Source organism: Salinisphaera hydrothermalis C41B8, assembly GCF_000732535.1.
Taxonomy (GTDB): Bacteria; Pseudomonadota; Gammaproteobacteria; order Nevskiales; family Salinisphaeraceae; genus Salinisphaera; species Salinisphaera hydrothermalis.
The window spans coordinates 1-24,894 of the sequence record NZ_APNK01000018.1 but is presented as its reverse complement, the minus strand read 5'-3'; the positions used below and the strand labels follow the sequence as shown (position 1 = coordinate 24,894).

Genomic DNA, 24,894 nt, shown 5'->3' with positions numbered 1-24,894 from the left:
CGGGTCGATACAATCTCTCAACGCATCAATCAGAAGGGCGCCGACCGGGACTCGGGGCGGGCGCCGCAAACGAGGACACTCACGATGATGGAACCGGTCAAGGTCGGCGTACTCGGCCTCGGCACCGTCGGTGCCGGCGTGGTCAATCTGCTCGCGCGCAACGGCGATGAAATCACCCGCCGTGCCGGCCGCGAGATTCGCGTGACTCGGGCAGCGGTGCGTAGCCTGGATCGCGCGCGCGACTGCGAGACCGGCGCCATTGATATCGGCACCGATGCCCGGGCCATCGTCGAGGATCCGAACATCGACGTAGTGCTCGAGCTGATCGGTGGCGACGAACTGGCCTATGAGCTGGTCATGGCAGCGATCGCCAACGGCAAGCACGTCGTGACCGCGAACAAGCACCTGATCGCGCTGCACGGCAACGAGATCTTCGCCGCGGCCGACGAAGCCGGTGTGGTCGTGTCGTTTGAAGCGGCGGTGGCCGGCGGTATCCCGATCATCAAGGCGATCCGCGAATCGCTGGCCGCCAACCGCATCGAATGGGTGGCCGGCATCATCAACGGCACCGGCAACTTCATCCTCAGCCAGATGAAGTTCGAGGGCGTGACTTTCGAACAGGCGCTGGCCGAGGCGCAGAAGCTCGGCTTCGCGGAGGCCGATCCCACCTTCGACGTCGATGGCATCGACGCCGCGCACAAGCTCGCGATTCTCGGCAGTATTGCGTTCGGCATCCCGTTGTCGTTCGATCGCATCGTCACCGATGGCATCCGGGGTATAGCGGCCGACGACATCGAGTATGCCGAAGAGCTCGGCTATCGGGTCAAGCATCTCGGCATCGCCCAGCGTCAGGAGACCGGGGTGGCCATGCGCGTGCATCCGACGCTGGTGCCCGAACGCGCGTTGCTGGCCAACGTCGAGGGCGAGAAGAACGCGATCATGGTCCACGGCGACGCCGTGGGGCCGACGGCCTATTACGGCGCCGGCGCCGGGGCCGGCGCGACCGCCTCGGCTGTGGTGGCCGACCTGATCGATACGGCCCGCATGATGAGCGTGGATCCGAGCGGACGCGTACCGCATCTGGCGTTCCAGCCGGATCAGATCACCGAAGAGCCGATCCTGGAATCGCCGGACTTCGTTTGCGGCCACTATTTCCGCGTGCAGGTCGCCGACAAGACCGGCGTGATGGCCGAGATCACGCGCATGCTGGCCGAGCTGGAGATCGGCATCGAGGCCATCCTGCAGAAGGACCCGCCGACCGCCGAGGACGACGCCCGGGTCATCATCGTCACCAAGCCAGCACGCGAGGGCACGCTGCACGAGGCGCTCGACCACATCAAGGCGCTGCCCACCACGCGCGACGGCGTGGTGCACTACCGCGTGGCCGAATTTGAGGACTAACGCGATGACCGAGGCGATGCGTTATATCAGCACTCGGGGTGATGCCCCGGCGTTGAACTTTGAAGAGGTGGTGCTCACCGGGCTTGCGCCGGACGGCGGCCTGTACGTGCCGGAAACCATCCCGCAGTTCTCGCACGATGAACTGGCGGCGATGGCCGGCTTGCCGTACACCGAGATCGCGTTCCGCGTGATGAAGCCGTTCGTGGGCGGTGCCATCGCCGAGGACGATTTCCGGCGTATCGTCGAGGACACTTACGCCACTTTCAAGCACGATGCGGTAGTGCCGCTCAAGCAGCTGTCGCACAACCACCATCTGCTGGAACTGTTTCACGGCCCGACGCTGGCCTTCAAGGACGTGGCGTTACAGCTGCTCGGTCGCCTGCTGGATCATTTTCTGGCCCGGCGGGGCGAGCGCGGCGTGATCATGGGCGCGACGTCGGGCGACACCGGCTCGGCCGCGATCGAAGGCTGTCGTGCCTGCGACCAGCTCGATATCTTTATCCTGCATCCGCATGAGCGCGTCTCGGCTGTCCAGCGTCGGCAGATGACCACGGTGGACGCGCCCAATGTGCACAACATCGCCATCCAGGGCGATTTCGACGATGCCCAGGCAATGGTCAAGGCCAGCTTTGCCGATCAGTCGTTCCTGCAAGGTCGGCGGCTGATCGCGGTGAACTCGATCAACTGGGCGCGCATCATGGCCCAGATCGTGTACTACGTCGCCTCGGCGGTCGCCCTGGGCGCGCCGCACCGCGAGGTGGCGTTCACGGTGCCGTCGGCGAACTTCGGTAACCTCTTCGCGGGCTATATGGCCCGTCGCATGGGCCTGCCGGTCAAGCAGTTCGTGATCGCGACCAACGCCAACGACATCCTGCATCGCACGATCGCCGACAACGACTTCTCGCGCCGGGCGCTACAGGCCACGCTTGCGCCGTCGATGGATATCGTCGTGTCGTCCAACTTCGAACGGCTGTTGTTCGAGGCCTACGGACGCGACAGCGTGGCGGTCCGGGATCTGCTCGGCCGCTTCGCCGAGGGCCGGGCGGCGATCGACGATGCGCCACTGGCCCAGCTGCGGTCGCTGTTTTCCAGCTACAGCGTCGACGACGAGACGATTCTCGAAGTCATCCGCGAGGCGCATGCCCATACCGGCGAGCTGCTCGATCCGCATACCGCGACAGGCTACCGCGCGGCGATGCGTTGTCGCGCCGATGCCACGACCCCGATGATCACGCTCGCCACCGCGCATCCGGCCAAGTTCGAGGATGCCATCGTGCGCGCCGGCTTCCCCGGCGCGCCGTTGCCCGAGGCGATGGCGGATCTCATGTCGGCCCCCGAGCGTTTCGAGGTCCTGCCGGCCGAGCTCGCCGAAGTCCAGGCCTACGTCGCCGCCAAGCGCCGTTGAGGTGACGACCGCCGCGGCGCAGTCAACGGCCGGGGCCGACGGGGCCGCGCATGGCCCGCATATTGTCGAGCGCGTCGCGTCGGAGACGCCCGCGCTGGGTGGCGTGCAGCCGGCGTTGTTGCGACGAATCTATGCCGGGCGCGGCGTGACCGACGCCGCCGAGCTGGATTATCGGCTCGCCGGTCTGCCGGATTTTTCGACGCTCAAGGGCATCGATGCGGCCGTGGACGAGCTCGAGGCGGCGATCGTGGCCCGGCGCCCGATCCGGATCGTCGGCGATTTCGATGCCGACGGTGCCACCAGCACCACGTTGGCCATGGACGTGCTCGAAGCCTTCGGCGCGACGGTCGATTTCTTCATGCCGCACCGGGCGACGCATGGCTATGGCCTGTCGCCGACCGTGGTCGAGGCCATCGGCCCGCCCGGGGCGGCGGGTGGGCTCTTACTCACCGTCGACAACGGCATCGCGTCGATGAGCGGCGTCGATGCAGCGCGTGCGGCCGGCTGGCGCGTGGTGGTGACCGATCATCATCTGCCCGGCGAGCGTTTGCCCGCGGCCGAGGCGATCGTGAACCCCAATCAGGCCGACTGTGGCTTTGCCTGCAAGCACCTCGCGGGCGTGGGTGTGGTGTTCTACGTGATGGCCGCCCTGCGGGCGCGAATGGCCCAGCGCGGGGTCACGGCGCTGCCGCGGATGGGCGAGCTGCTGGATCTGGTCGCCGTGGGTACGGTAGCCGACGTGGTACCGCTGGATCACGTCAACCGCACGCTGGTCAGCCAGGGGTTGCGCCGTATTCGCGCGGGGCGAGGGCGCCCCGGCATCGTGGCGCTCGCCGAAATCGCAGGGCGCGACCCGCAACGGCTGGATACCGACGATATCGGCTTCGCCATCGGCCCGCGTATCAATGCGGCGGGTCGGCTGGACGACATGAGCCTGGGCGTGGCCTGTCTGCGCGCGGGTACCGTGGATATCGCGCGACAGGCGGCCGAGACGCTGTCGTCCATCAATCGCCAACGTCGTAGCGTTCAGCAACGCATGCAGGGCCAGGCCGAGGCCGCGCTGGCACGCGTGACGGCGCTGGAGGAGGCGCCGGACGCGCTGGTGGTGCACGAGCCCGATTGGCACGAGGGCATCGTCGGGCTGATTGCCTCGCGTCTGCGCGAGCGTATGCATCGGCCGGTCGTGGCGTTCGCGCCGGGCGAGCACGGCGAGCTGAAAGGCTCGGCGCGCTCCATTCCCGGGCTGCATATTCGCGATGCGCTAGCCGCCGTGGATGCCGAGGCGCCGGGCCTGATTACGCGCTTCGGCGGACACGCGCAGGCAGCCGGCCTGTCGCTGCCGCCCTCTGCGCTGGCGGATTTCGCCGAGCGATTTCGGGCGGCGGTGGCGGCGCGTCTCACGCCCGACATCGCCACCCGTGAATACGTCACCGACGGCGAGCTGGACGGGCCGGATCATGGTCTGGAAACCGCGGCGCGGCTGCGCGATGCCGGACCGTGGGGCGCGGGCTTCGCCGCGCCATTATTCCACGGCGCTTATCATGTGCTCGCCCAGCGTATTGTCGGTAGCGGCCATCTCAAACTGACGGTTCAGGCCGTCAACGGTGGGGCGCCGATCGAGGCCATGATCTTCAATCGCGACGAACTGCTGGACGACAGCCGCGTGCATCGCCTGGTGTTCCGACTACAGGTCAACGAGTTCCGGGGGCGCCAGAGCGCCAACCTGATCGTCGAACATTGCTGCGTCGATGCGCCCGGCCTCGTCCGTCGCGAGCGCTCGGACGTGAACGAGAGCTAATTCAGCCTCGCCGCCAGTTCCGCCGCCTCGCGAATCGAACGCTTGGCATCCAGTTCGGCCGCGAGTTTCGCGCCGCCGATCACATGGCAAGCCAGCCCGCGGGCTTCGAGCGCATCGGCCAGATCGCGACGGGTTTCCTGGCCCGCACAGATGACGACCGTGTCGACATCGAGCACCCGGCTTTCGTTGTCGATGCGCAGATGCAGACCGTCATCATCGATGCGTTCGTAGCTCGCACCGCCCAGCATGATCACGCCCTTGTGCTTGAGCGAGGCGCGATGCGCCCAGCCGCTGGTCTTGCCCAGACCCCGGCCCGGCTTGTCGTGACTGCGCTGGAGCAGCATCACCTCGCGCGGTGATGGGCTGGGATGGGGTTCGATCAGCCCGCCGGCGGCTGCGGCGGTCCGGTCCACGCCCCATTCGTCGAAGAACAGCTCGCGATCTTCCGACGGCGCGGGACGATCATGGGTGAGAAATTCGCTGACGTCGAAACCAATGCCGCCGGCGCCGATCACCGCGACACGCCGGCCGGCGGTGTGACGACCGCGCAGGATATCGATATAGGATGCGACCTTGGGATGATCGATGCCCTCGATGGCCGGCCGGCGCGGTGTCACGCCGGTGGCGATGACGATCTCGTCGAAGCCGTCCGCGGCCAGGGTATCGGCGGTTGCCGTCGTATTCAGGCGAAGCTCGACGCCCGTCTGTTCCAGCCGGCGCCCGAAATAGCGCAGGGTCTCGTGGAACTCCTCCTTGCCGGGGATACGCTTGGCCATGTTGAACTGGCCGCCGATTTCGTCGGCTTCGTCGAACAGCGTGACGTCGTGGCCGCGCTCGGCGCATCGCGTTGCGGCCTCCAGTCCGGCCGGGCCGGCGCCGACGACGGCAATGCGCCGTGAACGCGTCGCGGGCGGGAAATTCAGCTCGGTCTCGCGGCCAGCGCGCGGGTTGACCAGGCAGCTGGCGCGCTTGTTCTGGAAGGCATGATCCAGACAGGCCTGGTTGCAGGCAATACAGGTGTTGATATCGGCCGCGCGATTGTCGCGGGCCTTGTTCACGAATTCGGGGTCGGCGAGAAAAGGTCGCGCCATCGACACCATGTCGGCGCTGCCGTCGGCCAGCAGCGACTCGGCGACTTCGGGTGTATTGACGCGATTGGTCGTGACCAGCGGCAGATCGACCTCATTCTTCAGCTTCGCCGTGACCCAGGCGAACGCCGCGCGGGGCACGCGCGTGACGATCGTCGGCACGCGCGATTCATGCCAGCCGATGCCGGTGTTGATGAGCGTAGCGCCGGCGGCTTCGATCGCTCGCGCCAATCGTACGATCTCATCCCAGCGCTGGCCGTTCTCGACCAGATCCAGCATCGACAGGCGGTAGATCAGGATGAAATCCGGGCCGAGGGCGGCACGAATACCCTCGACGATCTTGATCGCCATGCGCTGGCGGTTTGCCAGCGAGCCGCCGTAGGCGTCGTGGCGATCGTTCGTGCGCTCGACCAGAAATTGGTTGATCAGATAGCCCTCGGAGCCCATGACCTCGACGCCGTCGTAGCCGGCATCGCGCGCCAGTTCGGCGGCGTGGATGTAGTCGCGGATGGTGCGCTTGACGCCGCTCTCGCTGAGCGCCCGCGGCGTGAACGGGGTGATCGGGGATTTGCGACGCGAGGCGCCCACGATGAACGGGTGGTAGCCATAGCGCCCGGAATGCAGGATCTGCATGCAGATATGCCCGCCTTCGGCATGTACGGCGCGGGTGATCTTGCGATGCGGAATCACATGGCCCCGGTGGCTCATGCGGCCAGCGAGCGGTGCCACCCAGCCGGCGATATTCGGGGCGATACCACCGGTGACGATCAGGCCGACGCCGCCGGCTGCGCGCTCGGCGAAATAGGCAGCGAGCTTGTCGTAGTGCCAGAAGAAATCCTCCATGCCGGTATGCATGGAGCCCATGAGCACACGGTTGCGCAACGTCGTGAAGCCGAGATCGAGCGGGGCGAGCAGGTTGGGGTAAGCGTTGTGGGCAGCGGTCATCGAAGTCGTGGTCCTTGTCGCCGGGGCCGGTCGGGAAAGAGTGGCGCCGAATCAGGCGGTGGCGCGCGTGATCCAGAGCGTGATCGTGGCGTGCATGACCTCGGTATCGCGTGTGTCGATGATCGACACCTCGACGTCGTAGTTCACACCGTCGTCGAGCCGGGCGGTCTCTGCAGGGCGTGCCCTGGCCACGAGGTCGGTCTCGGCCTTGGCCCGGTAGGCGACCGTCATACTTTTGGGAATCCAGCGCCAGGCCGGGCGTACCGTGGCTTCGGCCATCAGGCCGGCGGCCAGTTCGGCGAGATTACACATCGCGATCGCATGCACCGTACCAATGTGGTTATGCAGACGCCGCCGCTTGGTCAGCCCGGTTTCGCAGAACCCCGGTTCGAGCCGGTTCACGCTCGGCTTGATTGTGGCGAAGTAGGGCGCCCGCAGGCAGACGGCCCGTGCGAACAGCCAGCGCCCGCCGGGTTTGGATTGCAGACGACGCCAGTGCGACAGAATCGGCGAGCGATCGGTCATAGAATGCTTAGAAAAAGAAAAGAATCCTTTTTATATAGATTTCGGCGCCAGAACGCTATCGATCGTTGGTGGCAGCAGGCACGGCGAGTTTTGTGTCAGGCCAGCGATGCGGCGTCGGTATCTTTGGGTCGAGCTCGTGTCGCATTCGAGCTGTATCGGCCGGACCGATGGCGACTGGCCAGCGATGTCGCGGGCACAAAAAAAGCCGCGATGCCTGGCGCATCACGGCTTTGAGAGCGAACGTTCGCTCGCGGCGTTTCAGACCGAGCTAATCGAATCGATCGTCACGGACCTGGACCACGCCGTCCTCGACGCGGGTCGGGAATGTAGCGACGTCCTCATAGGCCGGCGCCGACAACGCCTTGCCGTTCTTGATGCAGAAACGAGCACCGTGACGCGGGCAGATCACTTCGCAGCCCTCGACATCGCCGCTGGCGAGCTCGCCGCCATCGTGCGTACACATGTCGTGGATCGCGTAATAGTCCTTGTCGTAGCGAAAAACCGCGATCATGGTGTCATCGACGTCGACGATGCGGCATTGGCCTTCGTCGAGTTCGCCGTCCTTGCAGACATCGACCCAATCGGTCATTGGCGACTATCCTTTATCCGAAGATGCGTTGAATGCTTTCCAGGCCGGCGATCAGCGCATCGACATCGGCCTGCGTGTTGTACAGCGCGAAGGAGACGCGGGCAGTCGCCGGTACGTCAAAGCGTTCCATCACCGGCATGGCGCAGTGGTGCCCGGTTCGGATCGCCACGCCCGATTCATCGAGCAGGGTGCCGATGTCGTGGGCGTGCACGCCGTCCATCACAAACGAGATGATGCCGGCTTTGCCGGGCGCGGTGCCAATGATGCGCAGGCCGTCGATGGCTTCCATCTCACGCGTCGCTCGCGCCAGCAGCTCATGCTCGTAGTCGAACACGGCGGCCAGATCCAGGCTGTTGACGTAATCGATACTGGCGCCGAGTGCCGCCGCGCCCGCGATGTTCGGGGTGCCGGCCTCGAACTTGTAGGGCACATCGTTGTAGGTCGTACCCGAGAACGAGACCGTATCGATCATGTCGCCGCCGCCTTGATAAGGCGGCATGGCGTCGAGCAGCTCACGTTTGCCGTATAGCGCGCCGAATCCGGTCGGGCCGAACAGCTTGTGGCCCGACATTGCATAGAAATCGACGTCCAGTGCGGTCACGTCCACCGGCAAGTGGGCCACGGCCTGGGCGCCATCGATCAGCGCGACCGCGCCGGCCTCGTGTGCGGCCGCGATCATGTCGGCGACGGGCAGTACAGTGCCCAGCGAGTTGGAGATATGGGCGAACGCTGCGATGACCGTCCGATCCGACAGTTTCGCGCGGAAGTCCTCGATCGACACGCTACCGTCATCGCCGATCGGCACCACGACGACTTTGGCGCCGGTGGCTTCGGCCACCATCTGCCAGGGTACGATGTTGGAATGGTGCTCCAGCTCGGTCAGCAGAATTTCGTCGCCGGACTGTAGCCGCGGCCGGGCATAGCACTGGGCCACCAGGTTGATGGCATCGGTAGTGCCGCGGGTATAGACGATTTCGTCACGCGAGCCGGCGCCCAGGAACGCGGCGAGCTTGTCGCGACAGGCCTCGTATTGCTGGGTCGCCCGTTGTGACAGCGTATGAATCGCCCGGTGCACGTTGGCGTTGGCATGACGGTAATAGTCGTCGCTGGCCTCGATGACGCTCAGCGGTTTTTGCGTGGTGGCCGCGTTGTCGAGATATACCAGTCGCCGCCCCGAGGGCAGGGCCTCGAGCAGGATGGGGAAGTCTTCCCGCGCGCGCTCGGCATCGAAGGCCGGCGCCTGTTCGGCGGTTTGTTGCTTCACTTCGGACATGGCGGCTCCTCCAGCCAACTCAGGCCAGATCCACGTAGGCGCGACCGCCCGGCAGCTTGGCCAGGATGGCGGCTTCTACATAACGCTCGATCGGTTCGATACCGACCTTCTGGACCAGCGCGTTGGCAAAACTATAGGTGAGAATGGCGCGCGCGCCTTCTTCGCCGACGCCGCGGCTCTTGAGATAGAACACGGCATCTTCGTCGAGCTGACCGACAGTCGAGCCATGGCCGGCCGTGACGTCGTCGGCGTAGATCTCGAGTTCCGGCTTGGCGTCGACCTCGGCGTTGTCCGACAACAGCAGGGCGTCGCTGGAAAGGTCCGAGTCGGTCTTCTGCGCGTCCTTCTGGATCAAAATCTTGCCGTTGAACACGCCGCGCGCATGCCCGGCCAGTACGCCCTTGTACTGTTCGCGCGACACGCTGTGCTCGGTGGCATGATCGATCTTGGTGTGGTTGTCCATGTGCTGGCGACCGGTGGGCGCATAAACACCGTTGAAGTGGACTTCCGCATTGTGATCGACCAGGCGCGCGTTGGTATCGATACGCGCGAGGCGGCCACCCAGATCAAAGCCGTGGTTGAACACCCGGCTGTCGCGACGCTGTTGGGCGAAGAAGCTGGAGACGTGGTAGCCGCGTTCGGATTCCTGCTGGATGCGGATACGCGTGAGCTGAGCGTTGCGGCCCACCACGGCCTCGGTGACCTGGTTGGCGAAATACGCCTTGCTGCCGAGACCCACCGAGTGCTCGATGATGGTCGCCTGACTGTTCTCGCCGAGCACATAGCGATGGCGGACCTGGGTCATGCGTTCGTCGCGCACGCCAGAGGCCACGCTGATCACGTGCAGCGGCTTGTCGAGCACGGTATTGGCCGCGGTTTCGACATAGGCGCCGTCGGTGCAGAACGCGGCGTTCATGGCCGTCAGGCTGCCGGGCTCTTCGTCGATCTCGCGCGCCTTGACGGTGGCGCCTGCGTTGTCGGACAGATAGTCCGCAAACGAACGCACGGTTACACCGGCCGGCAGCTCGTCAAGGCTCGATAGCGCCGCGTTGAAATGGCCGTCAATGACGATAATGCGATGTGCGTCCAGATCCGTCGGCAGGAACGCCCGGAGTTCGTCGAGCGCCACGGGCTCGGCCTCGTCGCTGATCTCGAAGCGGCGTTTCTCGACCGGCTGGAGGCTGGTGTACTTCCAGTCTTCCTCGCGGGGCGAGGGGAACCCGGCCTCGGAGAACCGCGTCAACTCGGCCGAGCGCTCACGCTTGGAATCGTCGCTGCCGGGCAGATCGCGCTCGACGCGGGCGTATTCCGCCAGGTAATGGTCGATGTTCGGTTCGATCTGTTGCGTCGCGCTCATGACGTCGCAGCGGCCTCGTCGGTTTCCAGGTTGGCGTAGCCTTCTTCCTCGAGCGTATCGGCCAGCTCGGGGCCGCCCGAACGCACGATCCGGCCCTGATACAGTACGTGCACGCGATCCGGCACAACGTGCTCCAGCAGCCGCTTGTAGTGCGTGACCAGGATGGTCGAGCGCTCCGGCGAACGCAGGCGGTTGATCCCGCTGGCGACCACCTTGAGCGCGTCGATGTCCAGGCCGGAGTCCGTTTCATCCAGGACCGACAGCGAGGGTTCCAGCATCAGCATCTGGAAGATCTCGTTGCGTTTCTTTTCGCCGCCCGAGAAATCCTCGTTCACGCCGCGCTTGACCATGTCCATGCTCATGCCAACGTGCGCGATCTTTTCCTGCACCATCTGCATGAATTCGACCGCGTCGACCTCGGGCTCGCCGTGATATTTGCGGCGCGCGTTAACCGCAGCCCGCAGCAGATAGAGGTTGGAAACGCCCGGAATCTCCACCGGATACTGAAAACCCAGGAAAACGCCTTCGCAGGCGCGCTCGTCCGGGTCGAGCTCGAGCAGCTCCTTGCCCTTGTACGTCACGCTGCCTTCGGTGACCTCGTATTCCTCGCGTCCGGCGAGAATACTGGCCAACGTGGACTTGCCCGAGCCGTTCGGGCCCATGATGGCATGGACTTCGCCGTCGGGGATTTCGAGATCGATGCCGCGGAGAATGGGCTTGCCTTCGACCTCGGCGTGCAGATTCTTGATTGAAATCATATGCGTTATTCAACAATGAAAACTGGATGGGCCCGGCACCTCTGCGGCCCGGGCCCGATAAACGGCAGTGCTTCGTCGCGGTCCTAGCCGACCGCGTTTTCCAGCGTGACGTTGAGCAGCTTCTGAGCTTCAACCGCGAACTCCATCGGGAGCTCCTGGAAGACATCCTTGCAGAAGCCGTTGACGATCAGGTTCACGGCGTCTTCTTCGGACAGCCCGCGCTGCTGACAGTAGAACATCTGGTCTTCGCCAATCTTGGAGGTGGTGGCCTCGTGTTCAAGCTTGGCTGTGCTGTTCTTCGACTCGACGTACGGGAATGTGTGCGCGCCGCATTTGTCGCCGATCAGCAACGAATCGCACTGCGTGAAGTTGCGGGCGTTCGTGGCGCTGGGCAGGATCTTGACCAAGCCGCGATAGGACTGTTCACCGCGCGCGGCCGATATGCCCTTGGCGATGATCGTCGACTTGGTGTTCTTGCCGACGTGAATCATCTTCGTGCCGGTGTCGGCCTGCTGCATCCCGCGGGTGACGGCCACCGAGTAGAACTCGCCAACGGAATTGTCGCCGTTGAGTACGCAGCTGGGGTACTTCCAGGTGATCGCCGAGCCGGTTTCGACCTGGGTCCAGGAGATCTTGGAGCGATCGCCGCGGCAATCGCCGCGCTTGGTCACGAAGTTGTAGATGCCGCCCTTGCCGTTCTCGTCACCCGGGTACCAGTTTTGTACGGTCGAGTACTTGATTTCGGCGTCTTCCTCGGCGACCAGTTCCACAACAGCGGCGTGCAGCTGGTTCTCGTCGCGCTGGGGCGCGGTGCAGCCTTCGAGATACGACACATGGCTACCGGCTTCGGCGACGATCAGCGTCCGCTCGAACTGCCCGGTGTTCTCGGCGTTGATGCGGAAGTAGGTGGACAGTTCCATCGGGCACTTTACGCCCTTGGGGATATAGACGAAGGAACCATCGGTGAACACGGCGGAGTTCAGGCCGGCGAAGAAATTGTCGCCCCGTGGCACCACCGTCCCGAGATGCTTGCGTACCAGCTCCGGGTATTCCTGGATGGCTTCGGAAATCGAGCAGAAGATCACGCCAGCTTCGTGCAGTTTCTTCTTGAAGGTCGTGGCGACCGACACACTGTCGAACACCGCGTCGACGGCGACATTACTGCCCGATGTCGGATACTCGGCGCCTTCGACGCCGGCGAGCATTTCCTGCTCACGCAAAGGAATACCGAGCTTCTCGTAAGTTTCGAGCAGCTTCGGGTCCACCTCGTCCAGGCTCTTCGGTTTGTCCTTGGCCGATTTCGGGGCGGAATAATAGGAAATCTTCTGGAAGTCGATCGGCGGATAATGCAGATGCGGCCAGCGCGGCATCTTCATCTGTTGCCACTGCCGGTACGCTTCGAGGCGCCATTCCAGCATCCAATCCGGTTCATTCTTCTTATTCGAAATGAACCGGATGACGTCTTCGTTCAGACCCGGAGCCACCGTATCGGACTCCAGATCGGTCACGAATCCGGCTTCGTATTCGCGCTCGGCAACCAGTGCTTCGACGTCGTCCTCGTGTGCGGCCATAGCAACTCGAATCTTGTGGAAAGGTCGGTTATCGACCTAAAAGTATAACGCGAAAGCGGCGGGGCTAATATCGCCTTGTGCCGATTTCCATGATAGTGGGGGTCTATGGTGGCCCTTCAAGGCATTGTGGAAACAAATGCTTGCATCGTTGGAGCCCTGCGCGCTCTAATGAAAGACCACAATAAAATACGTACAGGGAGAGCCTGATGCGAAAGATTGTCACACTCGGCGCGGCAGTCGGGGTTGGTCTTGCCATGACCGGTTGCTCGCAGATCACGGTGACGTCCAACACGCTGGTCAACGGTACGGCCCGTATTGCCGATGCCACGACCAACGCGGTCAAGGAAACCAGCCAGGCCACGACCGACGCCACGAACGATAATTACGCACAGAGCCAGGAAGCGCGCAAGAAGTTCGTGCATTCGCAGTATGCCATGCTCAAGAGCCAAGCCGCGCGGGGCACCGGCGAGGATCTCGACGCGCTGGCTTACATGATGCAAGCAAAGAACAAGCAGGCATTCGAATCCACGGTGCAGGCCCATTACAGCGAACTGTTTTCGGGCAAGCCGAGCGCGGATGCGTTCCTGTCGCGACTGTATAAAGTCGTGGGCACGCCACCGGATATGACCGGTACGACGGGCGGAAACGCCCTGGCCGCCAGCTGATCGCGCTTGCGATTCTAGGATCAGAGCCGGCGCCCCGCGTGCGCCGGCTTTTTTTCGAGTACGGAACTGCAGATGGCGCGTGACAGCCGTTGGGACATCGATGTCCCGTTCTATATCGAAATCGAGGTGGGCGAGGGCGATATCGATCATCTCGACCACGTCAATAATTCGGTGTATCCGAAATACATGGAACGGGCCGCCTGGGCGCATACGCTGGCGCTTGGCCTCGACTGGGACGCCTACGTCAGTCTGGACGCGGCCTGTGTGGTCCGCCGCCACGAGCTCGATTACCTGATCGCAGCAAAGATTGGCGATCGTCTGCAGGTGGCGACGTGGATCGGTGACAACGATGGTCGCGTGTCCATGTGGCGTTATTTCCAGATGCGGCGTGCAGTCGATGGGCGCACGATCTTCCGGGCCCGCACGCAGTACGTGACGGTCTGCCTGTCGAACGGGCGGCCTTGCCGAATGCCGCCGGCGTTCGTCGAAGCGTATGCGCCGGTCGACGATGTCTGAGATGCCGCTCGGCCCGCGTGTGGCGATCCGGTATTGCCCGGGCTGCCGCTGGGCGGCGCGTGCGGCCTGGATGGCTCAGGAGCTGCTCACCACCTTTGGCGCCGAGCTCGGTGAAGTCGCGCTCGTGCCGGCCGGGCGCGGCATATTCCAGATCTGGCTGGACGACGAATGCCTGCACGACCGCGCCGAAGCCGGTGGTTTCCCCGAGCTCAAGCCGATCAAGCAGCTGATTCGCGATCGCATCGCGCCCGAGCGCGATCTCGGTCATTCCGATGGTTAGCGGCGCGGTTGGGCCGTTAACTCCAGATCAGATCGACGCGTTCGCGGTCGACTGCAACGAGGGCGGCCTGGCCGAACCGCCGCCCCAGCTGGCGTGCCATGCCTTCCTCGAGCCCGGCGACGAGCCAACCCGGTTCGTTCGGCCATGAGCCGGCCGTATCGCGATTGACCGCTGGCAGACAGGCGAGACCGGCGCGATCGAGCAGGTTGTCGAGCAAGGATTCTCGTGCCCGGTTATCACGGTCCGAGGCCGCTTCGCCGCCGGGGTTGTAGGCGGTGATCAGCCAGGCGGGCGTGGGGCCGTTGTGGCCCTCGATCCAGGCGGCGAGCCCGGCGGGCGTGGGGTGGTAAAGATTCAGGGTGACGGTTTCGTTCTGGTATTCGGCGCAGTAGTCGGTGCTTTCGAAAGCGTCGCTGAGTTCGGTTCGAGCACGCATGGCAAAAAAAGGCCCGGGATTGACCCGGGCCATGATGCGCAAGTCGGTCGCGTTATGCCACGCGCGATTCGTTGCGTTGGTCTTCATGCCGCTTGTGCGCCATGTCCGCCAGATACTCCTTGGTGAAGGCATCGGTGAGGATGGCGTCGTAGCGCATGCGATCGTATTCCGCGACCTGATCGGCCTCGGCCTGGCTGAGGATCTGCTTGTCCACCGCCGAGCGCAGGCGTGTTTCCGTATCCAGGCCTTCTAACTGGCCCTTGGCGACCGCCTTGACGAATTTGTCGTAGGTCGGCTCCACCTCGACCAGCTTCTTGAAAGTGGTCTCGATACGGCCAGTGGCCGACTCCGGATCGCGACCGACATAGATATCGGCGGACAGACGATCGCGAAACGCCGAGGGCTCCATGATGGCGTCGCCCAGGGCGTTGATCAGGCGATCGCTGGGGCCCTTGTTCGCCATGCCGGTGGGGAACACGAGGAAGCGCATCGCGCCGCCCACGAACCCGTTCGGGAAGTTGCGGAAGAAGCCGTCGAACGCCTTTTCGATACGGGCCAGCGATTCGGCCATCACATAGTGCAGATGGGCGACATCTTCTTCCTTCTCGCCTTCGTCATAGAAGTACTTGAGCGTGGCCGAGGCGAAGTACAGCTCGGAGAGCACATCGCCCAGACGGGCCGACAGCAGCTCCTTGCGTTTCAGTTCGCCCCCGAGCAGGCCCATGGTGATGTCCGACGAAATCGCCAGTGCCGAGGAGAAACGCTCGAGCTGGCGATAATACGGTGCCGCAACACCGGACACCGGAGCTTTCGCGGTGAGCGCGCCGGTGAGGCCGAAGGTGAAAGCGCGGGCGGCCCGGTTCACCGAATAGCCGATGTGCGACCAGAGCAGATCATCGAACTCGTCGAGATTATCGTCGCGCGCGGCTTCCATCTCCGGGAAGACGTACGGATGACAGCGGATCGCGCCCTGGCCGAAGATCATCAGGCTGCGGGTCAGGATGTTGGCGCCCTCGACCGTGATTGCGATCGGAATCGACTGGTAGGAACTCGCCAGATAGTTGCGCGGGCCCTGCTGGATACCGCGGCCGCCGTGGATATCCATGGCGTCGTTGACGATCACGCGCATCCACTCGGTCATGTGGTACTTGGCCATGGCCGTGACCACCGACGGCGTGCACTTGTCCACGCCCGAGGCGGTCATGATGCGCGCGGCTTCCATCTTGTAGTTGAGGCCGGAGATGCGTGCCGAGGCTTCCTGCACGCCCTCGAACTTGCCGACCGGCAGCTTGAACTGACGCCGAATGCGGCACCAGGCGCCGGTCATGCGGTACGACGTCTTGGCTGCTGCCGAAGACAGGGCAGGCAGCGAGATGCCGCGGCCCGCGGACAGGCATTCCACCAGCATGCGCCAGCCGCCGCCGGCCTTCTCCTGACCGCCGATGATGGCGTCCAGGGGCACGAACACGTCCTTGCCGAAGATCGGGCCGTTCATGAACGCGCCCGGATAGTGGCGCTTGCCGATCTCTACGCCGGGTTCATCGGCCGAAATCAGGGCACAGGTGATGCCGTAGTCGGTCTTGTCCGGATCGCCGAGCAGGCCCTCCGGATCGTGCAGCCGGAAGGCCAGACCAATGACGGTAGCGACCGGGGCGAGGGTGATCCAGCGCTTGGAGAAGGTCAGCTTCATGCCGAGCACTTCCTTGCCCTGATATTCGCCCTTGCAGACGATGCCGTAGTCAGGCAACGCGCCGGCGTCGGAGCCGACTTCCGGGCCGGTCAGGCCGAAGCAGGGAATCTCGCTGCCGTCGGCCAGGCCGGGCAGCCACTTCGCCTGCTGTTCCTTGGTGCCGTAGTGAATGAGCAGTTCGCCCGGGCCGAGCGAGTTCGGCACCATCACGGTCACGGCCGTGGTCAGCGAGCGTGAGGCGATCTTCGCCACCACGGTCGACTGCGCCAGGGCGGAAAAACCGAGGCCGCCGTGCTCTTTGGGAATGAGCATGGCAAAGAACTTGTTCTTGCGGATGTAATCCCAGCCGGCTGGCGGAATATCGTGGCGCTCGTTCAGGATTTCCCATTCATCGAGCATCGAACAGAGGGTTTCGGTCTCGTTGTCCAGAAACGAACGCTCTTCGTCGGTGAGCTGGGTACGACGGAAATCCAGCAGATACTGCCAGTCCGGCTTGCCGCGGAACATTTCCGTCTCCCACCAGGTGCTGCCGGCTTCCAGCGCTTCGCGCTCGGTATCCGACATGGGCGGCAGGACGGCTTTGAACTTGGCGAAGATCGGTTTGGTCGCGTAGCGCTTGCGCAGGCCGGGGCTGTTAAACAACACCAGCGGCGGGACGAACACGATGGCGGCGATCAGTAGGCCAAGCCAGCCGATCACGCCGGTGAGGGCGAGGCCGACGAAATAAACGACCACCGCTGTGCTCCACAGAGCCAGCGATGCGCCGGTATAGGCCAGCACCCAAATCGCCGCGATGGCGATGACAAGGGCAATGAAGACACTCATGATTCAATCCTCCGTAAGGTCTCTAACGTGACTGGGCTACGGCCTGCGGGTCCGGCGCAGGCGTATCGGCGGTGGTCCCGCCGTTGTGTTCGTTGTCCTCGGTCCGGGCTTCCGGGGGCAGCAGGCTGACCATCAGAAACCGGACATAGTCTGCGAATGCGGGATCATCGGCGGCCGGCCATTCGTCCGGAAGGTCGCGCCGGATCTGCAGCGAGCCGAGGAACACCGAATAGGTCTGCAGCGCCCATTGCCGCGCGCGCTCCGGGCCCAGACCCAGTGCGGCATAGCAATCCACCAGAAACTGCAGCCGTCGCTGCGACACGCGCTCGACGTATTCACGTACGAACGACGGCTTGGTTGCGCTCGACAGGGCGGTATAGATCCGGCTGGCGCGCCGCGATGTGTTCACTTCCGTGACCAGTCGCTTGATGCGCGCTCGCGGATCGGTTTCCTGTTGCACGCGAGCGAGTACTTCATCGGTCTCACGAGCTTCCCAGCGGGCGAGCGCGGCAGTGAGCAGGGCATCGCGGTTGGTGAAATGCCAGTAAAAGCTGCCCTTGGTTACGCCAAGCTCGCGCGCCAGCGGTTCCACGGCCACACCTTCCACGCCGCGGCGCCCTATGGCTTCAAGCGCCGCTTCGGCCCAGTCCTGGGCGGACAATGCATTTTTCTGGCTTTTCGGCATTCGGGGTTCGCATCGTTAAGACTTCCGTATAATCTTGCGCAGTCGTCGTGCCCTGTCAATACGGCGGCGTATGGACAACGGATGAAGTGCGAGGGAGGACCATGCGCGAACCGAACCGCTCAGACTACGCCCACATCACCCCGATCAAGGTCAAATGGGGCGAAATGGACAGCCTCGGCCACGTCAACAACACGGTGTTCTTCCGCTATTCGGAAGACGGCCGGATCGATTACATCCATCGCATCACCGAGGGTGGCGATACGCAGACCAGCGCGGGGCCGATCCTGGCGGATCTGCAATGCAGCTTCCGGCGTCAACTGCGTTTCCCGGCAGATGTCGAGATCGGTACGCGAGTGCGCCGGTTGGGCCGTTCCAGCCTCGAACTGGAGCAGTGCCTGTTCGGCGCTGATTCCGACGACCCGATCGCGATCTATACCAACGTCATCGTCTGGTTCGACTACGGCGCCCAGACCAGCATGCGCATTCCGGAAACGGTCCGCGAGCAGATTCGGCGTCTGGAGCACATCGCGCCGGAGGAATAAACGCGACGCACCGCGCGCCTGGGCGGCGTAAGCGGCGGCTGTGTTTCTCCATGTCGGCGGGCTTGCCGGCGACAACGCGAGCATGTGCCGGGCATGGAGCCCCGGAGCCGGCGGGTGGAGCACCGGGGGCTGTCGGGACCCGGGCCTCGCATGAGGCATGGCCCGGGCAGCGTCAGTCGTCGCGCTCGGGAAACCCGTCCTGCATGAATACGTCGGCCAGTTCGAGCTGGCCGGCGCGCGGGTGGGCGGCCGCCAGCGGCTTGCCGATACACAGCATCATGCAGATGCGATGATCCGGCGGCAGGTTAATCAAGTGGCCGACCCGCTTGAAGTCGAAACCGTCCATCGGGCAAGACTCGTAGCCCATGGCCTTGGCCGCCAGCATGGCGGTCTGCGCAGCCATGCCGCAGGAGCGCATGCCTTCGTCGCGCTGGAGCATGTCGTCGTCGCGATAGAAATGCTGGATCTCACGCACCATCGAATCCGATACGTGCGCCGGTGCGTTCACCCAGTAGCGTTCGGGTGATTTCTCCCAGCTCTTCAAGTCCATGCAGAACACGAGCAGCAGTGAGGCGTCCGTGACCTGCGACTGGCCCCAGGCGGCCTTGCGGATCTCGGCGCGCAGCTCCGGATCGCGCACGGCGATAAAGCGCCAGTTCTGGATGTTGAACGCCGTCGGCGACAGGATGACGTGGTCCATGAGCTGGCCGATCTCGGCCTCGCTCATGCGGTGCGACGGGTCGAACTTGCGGACCGAGCGGCGCTGGCGGATCGCCTCGAGTACGTCCAAGATCAGTCCTGTACGACGTCGGCGGCGCGCCGGGCCTGGGCGACGGCATTGCCGATGTAGTCCTGCGGACGCATGGCCTTGAGCCGGCTCTTGTCGTCGGCGGTGATATCGAGACTGTCGATGAACGCGTGCATCGCCTCGGCGTCGATCTTCTTGCCGCGCGTCAGCTCCTTGAGTTTCTCGTAGGCACCCGCAATACCGCGGGCCCGCATAACGGTCTGAACGGCCTCGCCGAGCACGATCCAGTTGTTGTCGAGGTCGGCGTCCAGACGGGTCGCATCGGCCTCGAGTTTGCCCAGCCCGCGCAGCAGGGCGTCGTACGACAGCGTCGAGTGCGCCAGGCCCACGCCCAGATTGCGCAGCACGGTGGAATCGGTCAGGTCGCGTTGCCAGCGGGAAATCGGCAGCTTGGCGGCCAGATGATCCATGATCGCGTTGGCCAGCCCCAGATTGCCCTCGGCGTTCTCGAAATCGATCGGGTTGACCTTGTGCGGCATGGTCGACGAGCCGACCTCGCCCTCGACCGTGGCCTGGCGGAAATAACCGAGCGAGATATAGCTCCAGATATCGCGCGAGAAGTCCAGCAGGATGGTGTTGATGCGCATCACGGCGTGGAAGAACTCGGCCACATAGTCGTGCGGCTCGATCTGGGTGGTCGCCGGGCTGATCGACAGCCCCATGCCGCGGATGAAGCGCTCGGCGATGCTGGGCCAGTCGGTGTCCGGATAGGCCGCCAGATGCGCGTTGTAGTTGCCCACCGCGCCGTTCATCTTGCCTAGGATGTCGACCTGGGCCAGAGCGGAGCGCTGGCGTCGCAGGCGCTGGACGAATACCGCCATTTCCTTGCCCAGCGTGGTCGGCGAGGCCGACTGGCCGTGGGTGCGCGACAGCATCGCGAAGTCCGCGTAGACGTCCGCCATCGTCGCGATCGCCTCGATCACTTGGTCCAGACGCGGCAGCAGCGCTTCGCGCCGGGTTTCCAGCAGCATCTGCGCGTAGGCGAGGTTATTGATGTCCTCGGACGTACAGGCGAAGTGGATGAACTGGTTCACGTGCGCGATTTCGTCGAAATGCTCGATCTTGTCGCGCAGGTAGTACTCGACCGCCTTGACGTCGTGATTGGTGGTCCGCTCGATCGTCTTGACCGCCTCGGCTTCCCCTTCGTCGAAATCGTCGATCAGGGATTCGAGATAATCGTTGGCGGCGTCCGACATGGCGCCGATTTCGGGGATCGCCGGTTCGGCGGCCAGGGCCTGGAACCAGCGGATCTCAACGATCAACCGATACCGGATCAACCCGTATTCGCTGCACATCGTGCGCAGGTCGGCCGTTTTCGAACCATAGCGGCCGTCGATGGGCGAAATCGCGGTGAGTGCGGTCAGTCGCGTGGGCATAGGGGCACGTCCGTCAACGAAAAGGCGGTGATAGAATCGCGGATTCTACCGAATACAGGGGGCCGGCGTCGCCAGTGCGGCGCGGGTCGCCGTCATTTGTGCCGGCCCCGCGCCGGCGCGTGTCTTTGACAAGGAGTCCGCGATGGCCGACGAGAACTACCGCATCGAGAAAGACAGCATGGGCGAGCTGCGCGTGCCCAAGGACGCGCTTTGGGGCGCCCAGTCGCAGCGTGCGATCGAGAATTTCCCGATCTCCGATCTGCGTGCGCCGCGCGCGATGATCAACGCGCTCGGGCTGATCAAGGCCAGCGCCGCCCAGGTCAATCGCGATCTCGGACTGCTCGACGGCGATATCGCCAAGGCCATCATGGACGCGGGCAAGAAAGTCGCGGCCGGTGATTACGATGACCATTTCCCGGTCGACATCTTCCAGACCGGCTCGGGCACCTCGACCAATATGAACACCAACGAGGTCATCGCCCACGTCGCCACTGAGACGGCCGGCCAGACGGTGCATCCGAACGATCACGTCAACATGGGCCAGTCGTCCAACGACACCATTCCGACCTCGATCCAGGTCGCTGCAGTGGTGGAGTGCGAGCAGCATCTGCTGCCGGCGCTGCGCCATCTGCGCGATACGCTGCACAACAAGGGCGAGGAACTCGCCGATGTGGTCAAGACCGGGCGCACCCATTTGATGGACGCGATGCCGGTGCGCTTCGACCAGGAACTGGGCGGCTGGGCCGCGCAGATCGATTCCAACATCGCCCGCGTGGAATCCGCATTGGTGCGCATGCGTCGTCTGGCCCAGGGCGGCACCGCCGTAGGCACCGGCATCAACGCGCATCCGGAATTCGGCCAGCGTATCGCCAAGGCCATCAGCGAGGCGGCGCGCTGTGAGTTCTCCACCAGCGAGAACTACTTCGAATGCCTGTCGTCGCAGGACAGCGCGGTCGAACTCTCCGGCCAGCTCAACACCATCGCGGTGTCGATCATGAAGATCGCCAACGATCTGCGCTGGATGAACTCCGGCCCGCTGGCCGGTCTGGGCGAGATCCAGCTGCCCGCGCTTCAGCCCGGTTCGTCGATCATGCCGGGCAAGGTCAACCCGGTGATCCCGGAAGCCGCCACCATGGTCGCCGCCCAGGTCATGGGCAACCATACGACCATTACTGTTTCCGGTCAGGCCGGCAACTTCCAGCTCAACGTCATGCTGCCGGTCGTGGCCTATAACCTGCTGCAGTCGATCGAGCTGCTGACCAATACCTCGCGCGTGCTGGCGGACAAGGCCATCGCCGGCTTCACCGTCAACCAGGACAATCTGGACGACGCCCTGTCGAGGAACCCGATCCTGGTCACCGCGCTGAACTCGGTGATCGGTTACGACAAGGGCGCGGCCATCGCCAAGCAGGCCTACAAGGAAGGTCGCCCGGTCAAGGAACTGGCCATGGAACAGACCGATCTCTCTGAAGAAGAGCTCGATCGGCTGCTCGATCCGGCCGAGCTGACCAAGGGCGGCATCAAGCAATAGACGGCCGCTGGTCTTACAGCCCCCGGCCCGCGCCTGTGTCGGCGCCGGCCGGAGTTTCCACGATCCGCAACTAACGGCGGTTTAATGCCTCAACACACTTCGAGTCGACCGGCGGCGGTGTTCTGGGCGCTGGTGCTGTTCTGGCTGACCATCGTGCTCGGCTTGATCAAGCTGGGTCGCACGCTCTCGCTGCCCGCCGGACCGGCGGGGCATTCGTTCACCGTGTTCACCTTCGTGGCGGTCTATTCGCTGATGACGCTTGTGACCATCTATCTCGCGATGGGCGCATCCTGGGCGCGCGGGGCGATGCTGATTCTGTTCATCATCGGCATTCTGCCGGCCTTGCCGCTGGTGTTCGCGCATTTCGCGGCCATTCCGCTGGCGGCGACGCTGACCTGCGCGCAGGGCTTGGCCCAGATCGTCGGTCTTTATCTGGTGTTTCGCGAGCCGGCGGCGAGCTGGTTCGGGCGCCCCATCGAGCGTTGACGGGCGCCGTGTCCGAAACCGAGACTCAGTCGGCGTATTTCGACATCACACCGGCAATGCCCGGCATGGCGGCGACGACTTCGCGCTGGGCGCGACCGCGCAGGCGCTGATAGCCGGACTTGACCACGCGATTGTCGACATCGGCCACGCGACGATCGCTCACCGCTAGCAGGGCGTCGGCGACTTCGGTCTGATTGGCCATCAGATGATCGCGGAAATGCGTGTCGGGGTCGGCCTGGGCGCTGGCATAGAACGGTTCCAGCGCGCCCACGAATTCCGGCAGCAAAGTGCGCATCGCACGGTCGACGAGGTTCGGTTTGGCCTTGCGCACCATGTTGAACCCGGTGCGCATCGCCATGTTCTTCTTTTCGACTTCGCTGGCGACCAGCGCCTTGCTGTCTTCCAGAAGCTGGGGGAACACCGCGTCGTCGAGCAGCTGTTGGGCCAGAGGCCCGTGTTGTGTTTCGGCCATGAGCAAGAACCGTTGGTGCGTGAAGGTGGCGGGAATGTTCCAGATTGCCGAGGACCCGTCAATTTGGCTCGTTCAGCCGCGGTTTCGTGTTCTGAACCCGCGCGTTGTGACTCGGCGTTGTCGCGAGCCGGGCGCTTATACGGACGGCCTTCAATATCGCTAATATATCGGGCGTAGATCGAGCTGAAGAAGCAGGCGCAATGTTTACGATCGAGCCGATCCAGCCACGGCACGAAGTCGCGTTTCTCGACGCCGCCCGGCGCAGCGCCAAGCTGCACCATCCCTGGATCTCGCCGCCTCGGACCGTGGCCGGCTTTCGCCAGCATCTGCGACGTTACGAAGCGTCCAATCAGGCCAGTTATGTGGCGGTCGCCGATGACGGCCCCTTGATTGGTTGCGTGCATCTCAACGAGATCGTGCATGGCGCGCTGGAGTCGGCCTATCTCGCCTATTTCGCCTTCGAGCCCTATCAGGGCAGGGGCTTGATGTCGCAGATGCTCGCGGGCGTGGTCGACCTTGCCTTCGATCGGCACGGCCTGCACCGCGTCGAGGCCAATGTCCAGCCATCCAATCATGCGTCGAAAGCCCTGGTGGAACGCCTGGGTTTCCGGCTGGAAGGATTTTCTCCCCGCTATCTCAAGATTGGCGGTCACTGGCGCGATCACGACCGCTACGCGTTGACAGTCGAGGAATGGACCGGGCGTTGGCCACGCTGATGGCCTCATGCATGTTGCCGTGCGAATACGGATGTCAGCATGTGGCCTCGGGTATAGCCTGATCGCGTGCAAGCTGTAATCGACATTCTGGATATCCTGGTCTGGCCGATCACCGTACTGTTACTCGCGTTCGGCTTTCGTTCCCAGTTATCGGCCTTGCTGGCGCGTGTTTCGCGGATCGGCTACGACGGGTTTTCGGTTCGTTTTCAGCGCCTACTCGGCCCGGCTGAGCAGGCCTTGTCGGCCGAACGGGGCGGTGAGGTGCGGGCGGAACGACAGCCGCGCGAGGCTCGGTTGCAGCGTCTGGCCGAGCAGGCCCCGCGAGCCGCGATTCTGGAAGCCTGGGCCGATCTGACCGAGGTGCTGTCTCCGGTCTCGGACGGCGGCGATACGGCTTTGCCCGCGATAAAACGACATACGATGGCGGCGGACGATTCGGTTGCCATCCGCGCGCTGGCCGATATCCGCGATGACGCGCTGGCAGCCGACGACCGCGAGGTGACGCACGATATGGCGAGTCGTTACGTCCGTCTGGCTTGCCGGGCCCGCCGTCGAATCGAGACCGGTGCCGCATGACGTCACGCAAACACGCCGAACGTCTCGACGCCGCCGATCCGCTCGCGCACAAACGTAATGCGTTTGATCTGCCGAAGGGCGTGATCTATCTCGATGGCAACTCGCTTGGCCCGTTGACGCACGCCGCGCGCGCAGCGCTGGCGCAGACCATCGACGTCGAATGGGCGCAGGGGCTGATCGGTTCGTGGAACACGGCCGGTTGGGTCGACCTGCCGCGACGCGTGGGCGCGCGCATCGCGCCGCTGATCGGCGCTGGGCCGGACGACGTGATCTGTACCGATGGCACGTCGCTGAATCTGTTCAAAGTGCTGTCGATGGCGCTGGACCTACGGCCCCAACGCATGCGTGTGATCTCGGAACGACATAATTTTCCGACCGATCTTTATGTAGCCGAGCAGGCCGTTCAGCGCGCCGGCCATGGCCAGTCTTTGACGCGGATCGACTCGCCGGACGAGATCGACGGTCTGATTGTTACCGCCGATGTAAAAATGACCCCCTGACGCCGACATAATTTTGCCCCCCCCCCTGGGTGATGATGGCGGCTTTTGAGTCGCCAGGATGTTGAACCAGGAGCGATCAG

The 24,894-nt window shown here is 64.0% G+C and carries 25 protein-coding genes; 12 read left to right on the top strand and 13 right to left on the bottom strand.

The window, feature by feature from the left end; translation table 11 throughout:
- The first annotated feature begins 87 nt into the window (after positions 1 to 87).
- The 3 genes from C41B8_RS11985 (at position 88) to recJ (ending at position 4,604) form a co-directional block, all read left to right on the top strand.
- Positions 88 to 1,401, top strand: coding sequence for a homoserine dehydrogenase (locus C41B8_RS11985; protein WP_037338428.1), 1,314 nt, complete (start codon positions 88 to 90; stop codon positions 1,399 to 1,401).
- A 16-nt stretch (positions 1,402 to 1,417) separates the two neighbouring features.
- Positions 1,418 to 2,806, top strand: coding sequence for a threonine synthase (thrC, locus tag C41B8_RS11980; RefSeq protein WP_037338528.1), 1,389 nt, complete (start codon positions 1,418 to 1,420; stop codon positions 2,804 to 2,806).
- A gap of 61 nt (positions 2,807 to 2,867) precedes the next feature.
- On the top strand, positions 2,868 to 4,604 hold the full coding sequence (recJ, locus tag C41B8_RS11975; protein WP_051883458.1) for a single-stranded-DNA-specific exonuclease RecJ: 1,737 nt from the start codon (positions 2,868 to 2,870) through the stop codon (positions 4,602 to 4,604).
- On the opposite strand, the gene C41B8_RS11970 is transcribed toward recJ, so the two are convergent.
- The 7 genes from C41B8_RS11970 to sufB all read right to left on the bottom strand — a co-directional run bounded on the left by C41B8_RS11970 (position 4,601) and on the right by sufB (position 12,710).
- Positions 4,601 to 6,637, bottom strand: a complete 2,037-nt coding sequence (locus C41B8_RS11970; RefSeq protein WP_037338425.1) for an oxidoreductase — start codon at positions 6,635 to 6,637, stop codon at positions 4,601 to 4,603. The genes recJ and C41B8_RS11970 overlap by 4 nt on opposite strands.
- Before the next feature lie 51 nt (positions 6,638 to 6,688).
- Complete coding sequence (locus C41B8_RS11965) at positions 6,689 to 7,162, bottom strand: hotdog fold domain-containing protein (RefSeq protein ID WP_037338422.1); 474 nt, start codon at positions 7,160 to 7,162, stop codon at positions 6,689 to 6,691.
- Between the two features lie 268 nt (positions 7,163 to 7,430).
- Complete coding sequence (locus C41B8_RS11960; protein WP_037338419.1) at positions 7,431 to 7,751, bottom strand: non-heme iron oxygenase ferredoxin subunit; 321 nt, start codon at positions 7,749 to 7,751, stop codon at positions 7,431 to 7,433.
- Positions 7,752 to 7,764: 13 nt separating this feature from the next.
- Entirely contained in the window at positions 7,765 to 9,024 is a 1,260-nt protein-coding gene (locus C41B8_RS11955) for a cysteine desulfurase (RefSeq protein ID WP_037338416.1), read from the bottom strand.
- Positions 9,025 to 9,043: 19 nt separating this feature from the next.
- Positions 9,044 to 10,381, bottom strand: a complete 1,338-nt coding sequence (sufD, locus tag C41B8_RS11950; RefSeq protein WP_037338413.1) for a Fe-S cluster assembly protein SufD — start codon at positions 10,379 to 10,381, stop codon at positions 9,044 to 9,046.
- Complete coding sequence (sufC, locus tag C41B8_RS11945) at positions 10,378 to 11,139, bottom strand: Fe-S cluster assembly ATPase SufC (RefSeq protein ID WP_037338411.1); 762 nt, start codon at positions 11,137 to 11,139, stop codon at positions 10,378 to 10,380. Before sufC ends, sufD begins: the two co-directional genes overlap by 4 nt.
- An 83-nt stretch (positions 11,140 to 11,222) precedes the next feature.
- On the bottom strand, positions 11,223 to 12,710 hold the full coding sequence (gene sufB / locus C41B8_RS11940) for a Fe-S cluster assembly protein SufB (protein WP_037338408.1): 1,488 nt from the start codon (positions 12,708 to 12,710) through the stop codon (positions 11,223 to 11,225).
- Positions 12,711 to 12,916: 206 nt separating this feature from the next.
- Here sufB and C41B8_RS11935 point away from each other — a divergent pair, with 206 nt between their 5' ends.
- From C41B8_RS11935 to C41B8_RS11925, 3 genes are all read left to right on the top strand, one after another.
- The gene (locus tag C41B8_RS11935) at positions 12,917 to 13,375 is read left to right on the top strand and encodes a DUF3015 family protein (protein ID WP_084188909.1); all 459 of its coding nucleotides are present in this window, start codon (positions 12,917 to 12,919) and stop codon (positions 13,373 to 13,375) included.
- Between the two features lie 72 nt (positions 13,376 to 13,447).
- Positions 13,448 to 13,891, top strand: coding sequence for an acyl-CoA thioesterase (locus C41B8_RS11930; protein WP_037338403.1), 444 nt, complete (start codon positions 13,448 to 13,450; stop codon positions 13,889 to 13,891).
- Positions 13,884 to 14,171 carry an Rdx family protein gene (locus tag C41B8_RS11925; RefSeq protein ID WP_037338400.1) on the top strand — a complete coding sequence of 96 codons (288 nt, stop codon included), beginning with the start codon at positions 13,884 to 13,886 and terminating at the stop codon, positions 14,169 to 14,171. The genes C41B8_RS11930 and C41B8_RS11925 overlap by 8 nt, the downstream gene beginning before the upstream one ends.
- 16 nt (positions 14,172 to 14,187) lie before the next feature.
- On the opposite strand, the gene C41B8_RS19650 is transcribed toward C41B8_RS11925, so the two are convergent.
- From C41B8_RS19650 to C41B8_RS11910, 3 genes are read right to left on the bottom strand one after another with little or no spacing between them, the layout of a single operon-like run.
- Positions 14,188 to 14,694: a DUF3293 domain-containing protein gene (locus tag C41B8_RS19650; protein WP_232226053.1), complete on the bottom strand. Its 507-nt coding sequence runs from the start codon at positions 14,692 to 14,694 to the stop codon at positions 14,188 to 14,190.
- Complete coding sequence (locus tag C41B8_RS11915; protein WP_037338397.1) at positions 14,660 to 17,122, bottom strand: acyl-CoA dehydrogenase; 2,463 nt, start codon at positions 17,120 to 17,122, stop codon at positions 14,660 to 14,662. Before C41B8_RS11915 ends, C41B8_RS19650 begins: the two co-directional genes overlap by 35 nt.
- A gap of 22 nt (positions 17,123 to 17,144) precedes the next feature.
- Positions 17,145 to 17,807, bottom strand: coding sequence for a TetR/AcrR family transcriptional regulator (locus C41B8_RS11910; RefSeq protein WP_037338395.1), 663 nt, complete (start codon positions 17,805 to 17,807; stop codon positions 17,145 to 17,147).
- A gap of 101 nt (positions 17,808 to 17,908) precedes the next feature.
- Between C41B8_RS11910 and C41B8_RS11905 the strand changes: the two genes are divergently transcribed.
- Positions 17,909 to 18,349, top strand: coding sequence for an acyl-CoA thioesterase (locus C41B8_RS11905; RefSeq protein WP_037338392.1), 441 nt, complete (start codon positions 17,909 to 17,911; stop codon positions 18,347 to 18,349).
- A gap of 172 nt (positions 18,350 to 18,521) precedes the next feature.
- On the opposite strand, the gene C41B8_RS11900 is transcribed toward C41B8_RS11905, so the two are convergent.
- Together C41B8_RS11900 and purB are read right to left on the bottom strand one after the other, a co-directional pair.
- Positions 18,522 to 19,139 carry a nitroreductase family protein gene (locus C41B8_RS11900; protein WP_037338390.1) on the bottom strand — a complete coding sequence of 206 codons (618 nt, stop codon included), beginning with the start codon at positions 19,137 to 19,139 and terminating at the stop codon, positions 18,522 to 18,524.
- A gap of 2 nt (positions 19,140 to 19,141) precedes the next feature.
- Positions 19,142 to 20,533 carry an adenylosuccinate lyase gene (gene purB / locus C41B8_RS11895; protein WP_037338387.1) on the bottom strand — a complete coding sequence of 464 codons (1,392 nt, stop codon included), beginning with the start codon at positions 20,531 to 20,533 and terminating at the stop codon, positions 19,142 to 19,144.
- A 142-nt stretch (positions 20,534 to 20,675) separates the two neighbouring features.
- On the opposite strand from purB, the gene C41B8_RS11890 reads away from it, so the two are divergent.
- Together C41B8_RS11890 and C41B8_RS11885 are read left to right on the top strand one after the other, a co-directional pair.
- On the top strand, positions 20,676 to 22,064 hold the full coding sequence (locus C41B8_RS11890; RefSeq protein WP_037338384.1) for a class II fumarate hydratase: 1,389 nt from the start codon (positions 20,676 to 20,678) through the stop codon (positions 22,062 to 22,064).
- Positions 22,065 to 22,148: 84 nt separating this feature from the next.
- Entirely contained in the window at positions 22,149 to 22,550 is a 402-nt protein-coding gene (locus C41B8_RS11885; protein WP_156962519.1) for a hypothetical protein, read from the top strand.
- Between the two features lie 25 nt (positions 22,551 to 22,575).
- On the opposite strand, the gene C41B8_RS11880 is transcribed toward C41B8_RS11885, so the two are convergent.
- Positions 22,576 to 23,022, bottom strand: a complete 447-nt coding sequence (locus C41B8_RS11880) for a DUF6918 family protein (protein WP_037338377.1) — start codon at positions 23,020 to 23,022, stop codon at positions 22,576 to 22,578.
- Between the two features lie 200 nt (positions 23,023 to 23,222).
- Between C41B8_RS11880 and C41B8_RS11875 the strand changes: the two genes are divergently transcribed.
- The 3 genes from C41B8_RS11875 to C41B8_RS11865 all read left to right on the top strand — a co-directional run bounded on the left by C41B8_RS11875 (position 23,223) and on the right by C41B8_RS11865 (position 24,814).
- Positions 23,223 to 23,738, top strand: a complete 516-nt coding sequence (locus C41B8_RS11875) for a GNAT family N-acetyltransferase (RefSeq protein WP_037338375.1) — start codon at positions 23,223 to 23,225, stop codon at positions 23,736 to 23,738.
- Between the two features lie 66 nt (positions 23,739 to 23,804).
- Positions 23,805 to 24,314, top strand: a complete 510-nt coding sequence (locus tag C41B8_RS11870) for a hypothetical protein (RefSeq protein ID WP_037338372.1) — start codon at positions 23,805 to 23,807, stop codon at positions 24,312 to 24,314.
- Positions 24,311 to 24,814, top strand: coding sequence for a hypothetical protein (locus C41B8_RS11865; protein WP_051883454.1), 504 nt, complete (start codon positions 24,311 to 24,313; stop codon positions 24,812 to 24,814). The genes C41B8_RS11870 and C41B8_RS11865 overlap by 4 nt, the downstream gene beginning before the upstream one ends.
- Positions 24,815 to 24,894 lie beyond the last annotated feature (80 nt).

Coding starts and splice junctions, on each gene's coding strand:
- C41B8_RS11985 (WP_037338428.1), top strand. CDS start 88: ATGGAACCGGTCAAGGTCGGCGTACTCGGCCTCGGCACCGTCGGTGCC.
- thrC (WP_037338528.1), top strand. CDS start 1,418: ATGCGTTATATCAGCACTCGGGGTGATGCCCCGGCGTTGAACTTTGAA.
- C41B8_RS11970 (WP_037338425.1), bottom strand. CDS start 6,637: ATGACCGCTGCCCACAACGCTTACCCCAACCTGCTCGCCCCGCTCGAT.
- C41B8_RS11965 (WP_037338422.1), bottom strand. CDS start 7,162: ATGACCGATCGCTCGCCGATTCTGTCGCACTGGCGTCGTCTGCAATCC.
- C41B8_RS11960 (WP_037338419.1), bottom strand. CDS start 7,751: ATGACCGATTGGGTCGATGTCTGCAAGGACGGCGAACTCGACGAAGGC.
- C41B8_RS11955 (WP_037338416.1), bottom strand. CDS start 9,024: ATGTCCGAAGTGAAGCAACAAACCGCCGAACAGGCGCCGGCCTTCGAT.
- sufD (WP_037338413.1), bottom strand. CDS start 10,381: ATGAGCGCGACGCAACAGATCGAACCGAACATCGACCATTACCTGGCG.
- sufC (WP_037338411.1), bottom strand. CDS start 11,139: ATGATTTCAATCAAGAATCTGCACGCCGAGGTCGAAGGCAAGCCCATT.
- sufB (WP_037338408.1), bottom strand. CDS start 12,710: ATGGCCGCACACGAGGACGACGTCGAAGCACTGGTTGCCGAGCGCGAA.
- C41B8_RS11935 (WP_084188909.1), top strand. CDS start 12,917: ATGCGAAAGATTGTCACACTCGGCGCGGCAGTCGGGGTTGGTCTTGCC.
- C41B8_RS11930 (WP_037338403.1), top strand. CDS start 13,448: ATGGCGCGTGACAGCCGTTGGGACATCGATGTCCCGTTCTATATCGAA.
- C41B8_RS11925 (WP_037338400.1), top strand. CDS start 13,884: ATGTCTGAGATGCCGCTCGGCCCGCGTGTGGCGATCCGGTATTGCCCG.
- C41B8_RS19650 (WP_232226053.1), bottom strand. CDS start 14,694: ATGAAGACCAACGCAACGAATCGCGCGTGGCATAACGCGACCGACTTG.
- C41B8_RS11915 (WP_037338397.1), bottom strand. CDS start 17,122: ATGAGTGTCTTCATTGCCCTTGTCATCGCCATCGCGGCGATTTGGGTG.
- C41B8_RS11910 (WP_037338395.1), bottom strand. CDS start 17,807: ATGCCGAAAAGCCAGAAAAATGCATTGTCCGCCCAGGACTGGGCCGAA.
- C41B8_RS11905 (WP_037338392.1), top strand. CDS start 17,909: ATGCGCGAACCGAACCGCTCAGACTACGCCCACATCACCCCGATCAAG.
- purB (WP_037338387.1), bottom strand. CDS start 20,533: ATGCCCACGCGACTGACCGCACTCACCGCGATTTCGCCCATCGACGGC.
- C41B8_RS11890 (WP_037338384.1), top strand. CDS start 20,676: ATGGCCGACGAGAACTACCGCATCGAGAAAGACAGCATGGGCGAGCTG.
- C41B8_RS11885 (WP_156962519.1), top strand. CDS start 22,149: ATGCCTCAACACACTTCGAGTCGACCGGCGGCGGTGTTCTGGGCGCTG.
- C41B8_RS11880 (WP_037338377.1), bottom strand. CDS start 23,022: ATGGCCGAAACACAACACGGGCCTCTGGCCCAACAGCTGCTCGACGAC.
- C41B8_RS11875 (WP_037338375.1), top strand. CDS start 23,223: ATGTTTACGATCGAGCCGATCCAGCCACGGCACGAAGTCGCGTTTCTC.
- C41B8_RS11865 (WP_051883454.1), top strand. CDS start 24,311: ATGACGTCACGCAAACACGCCGAACGTCTCGACGCCGCCGATCCGCTC.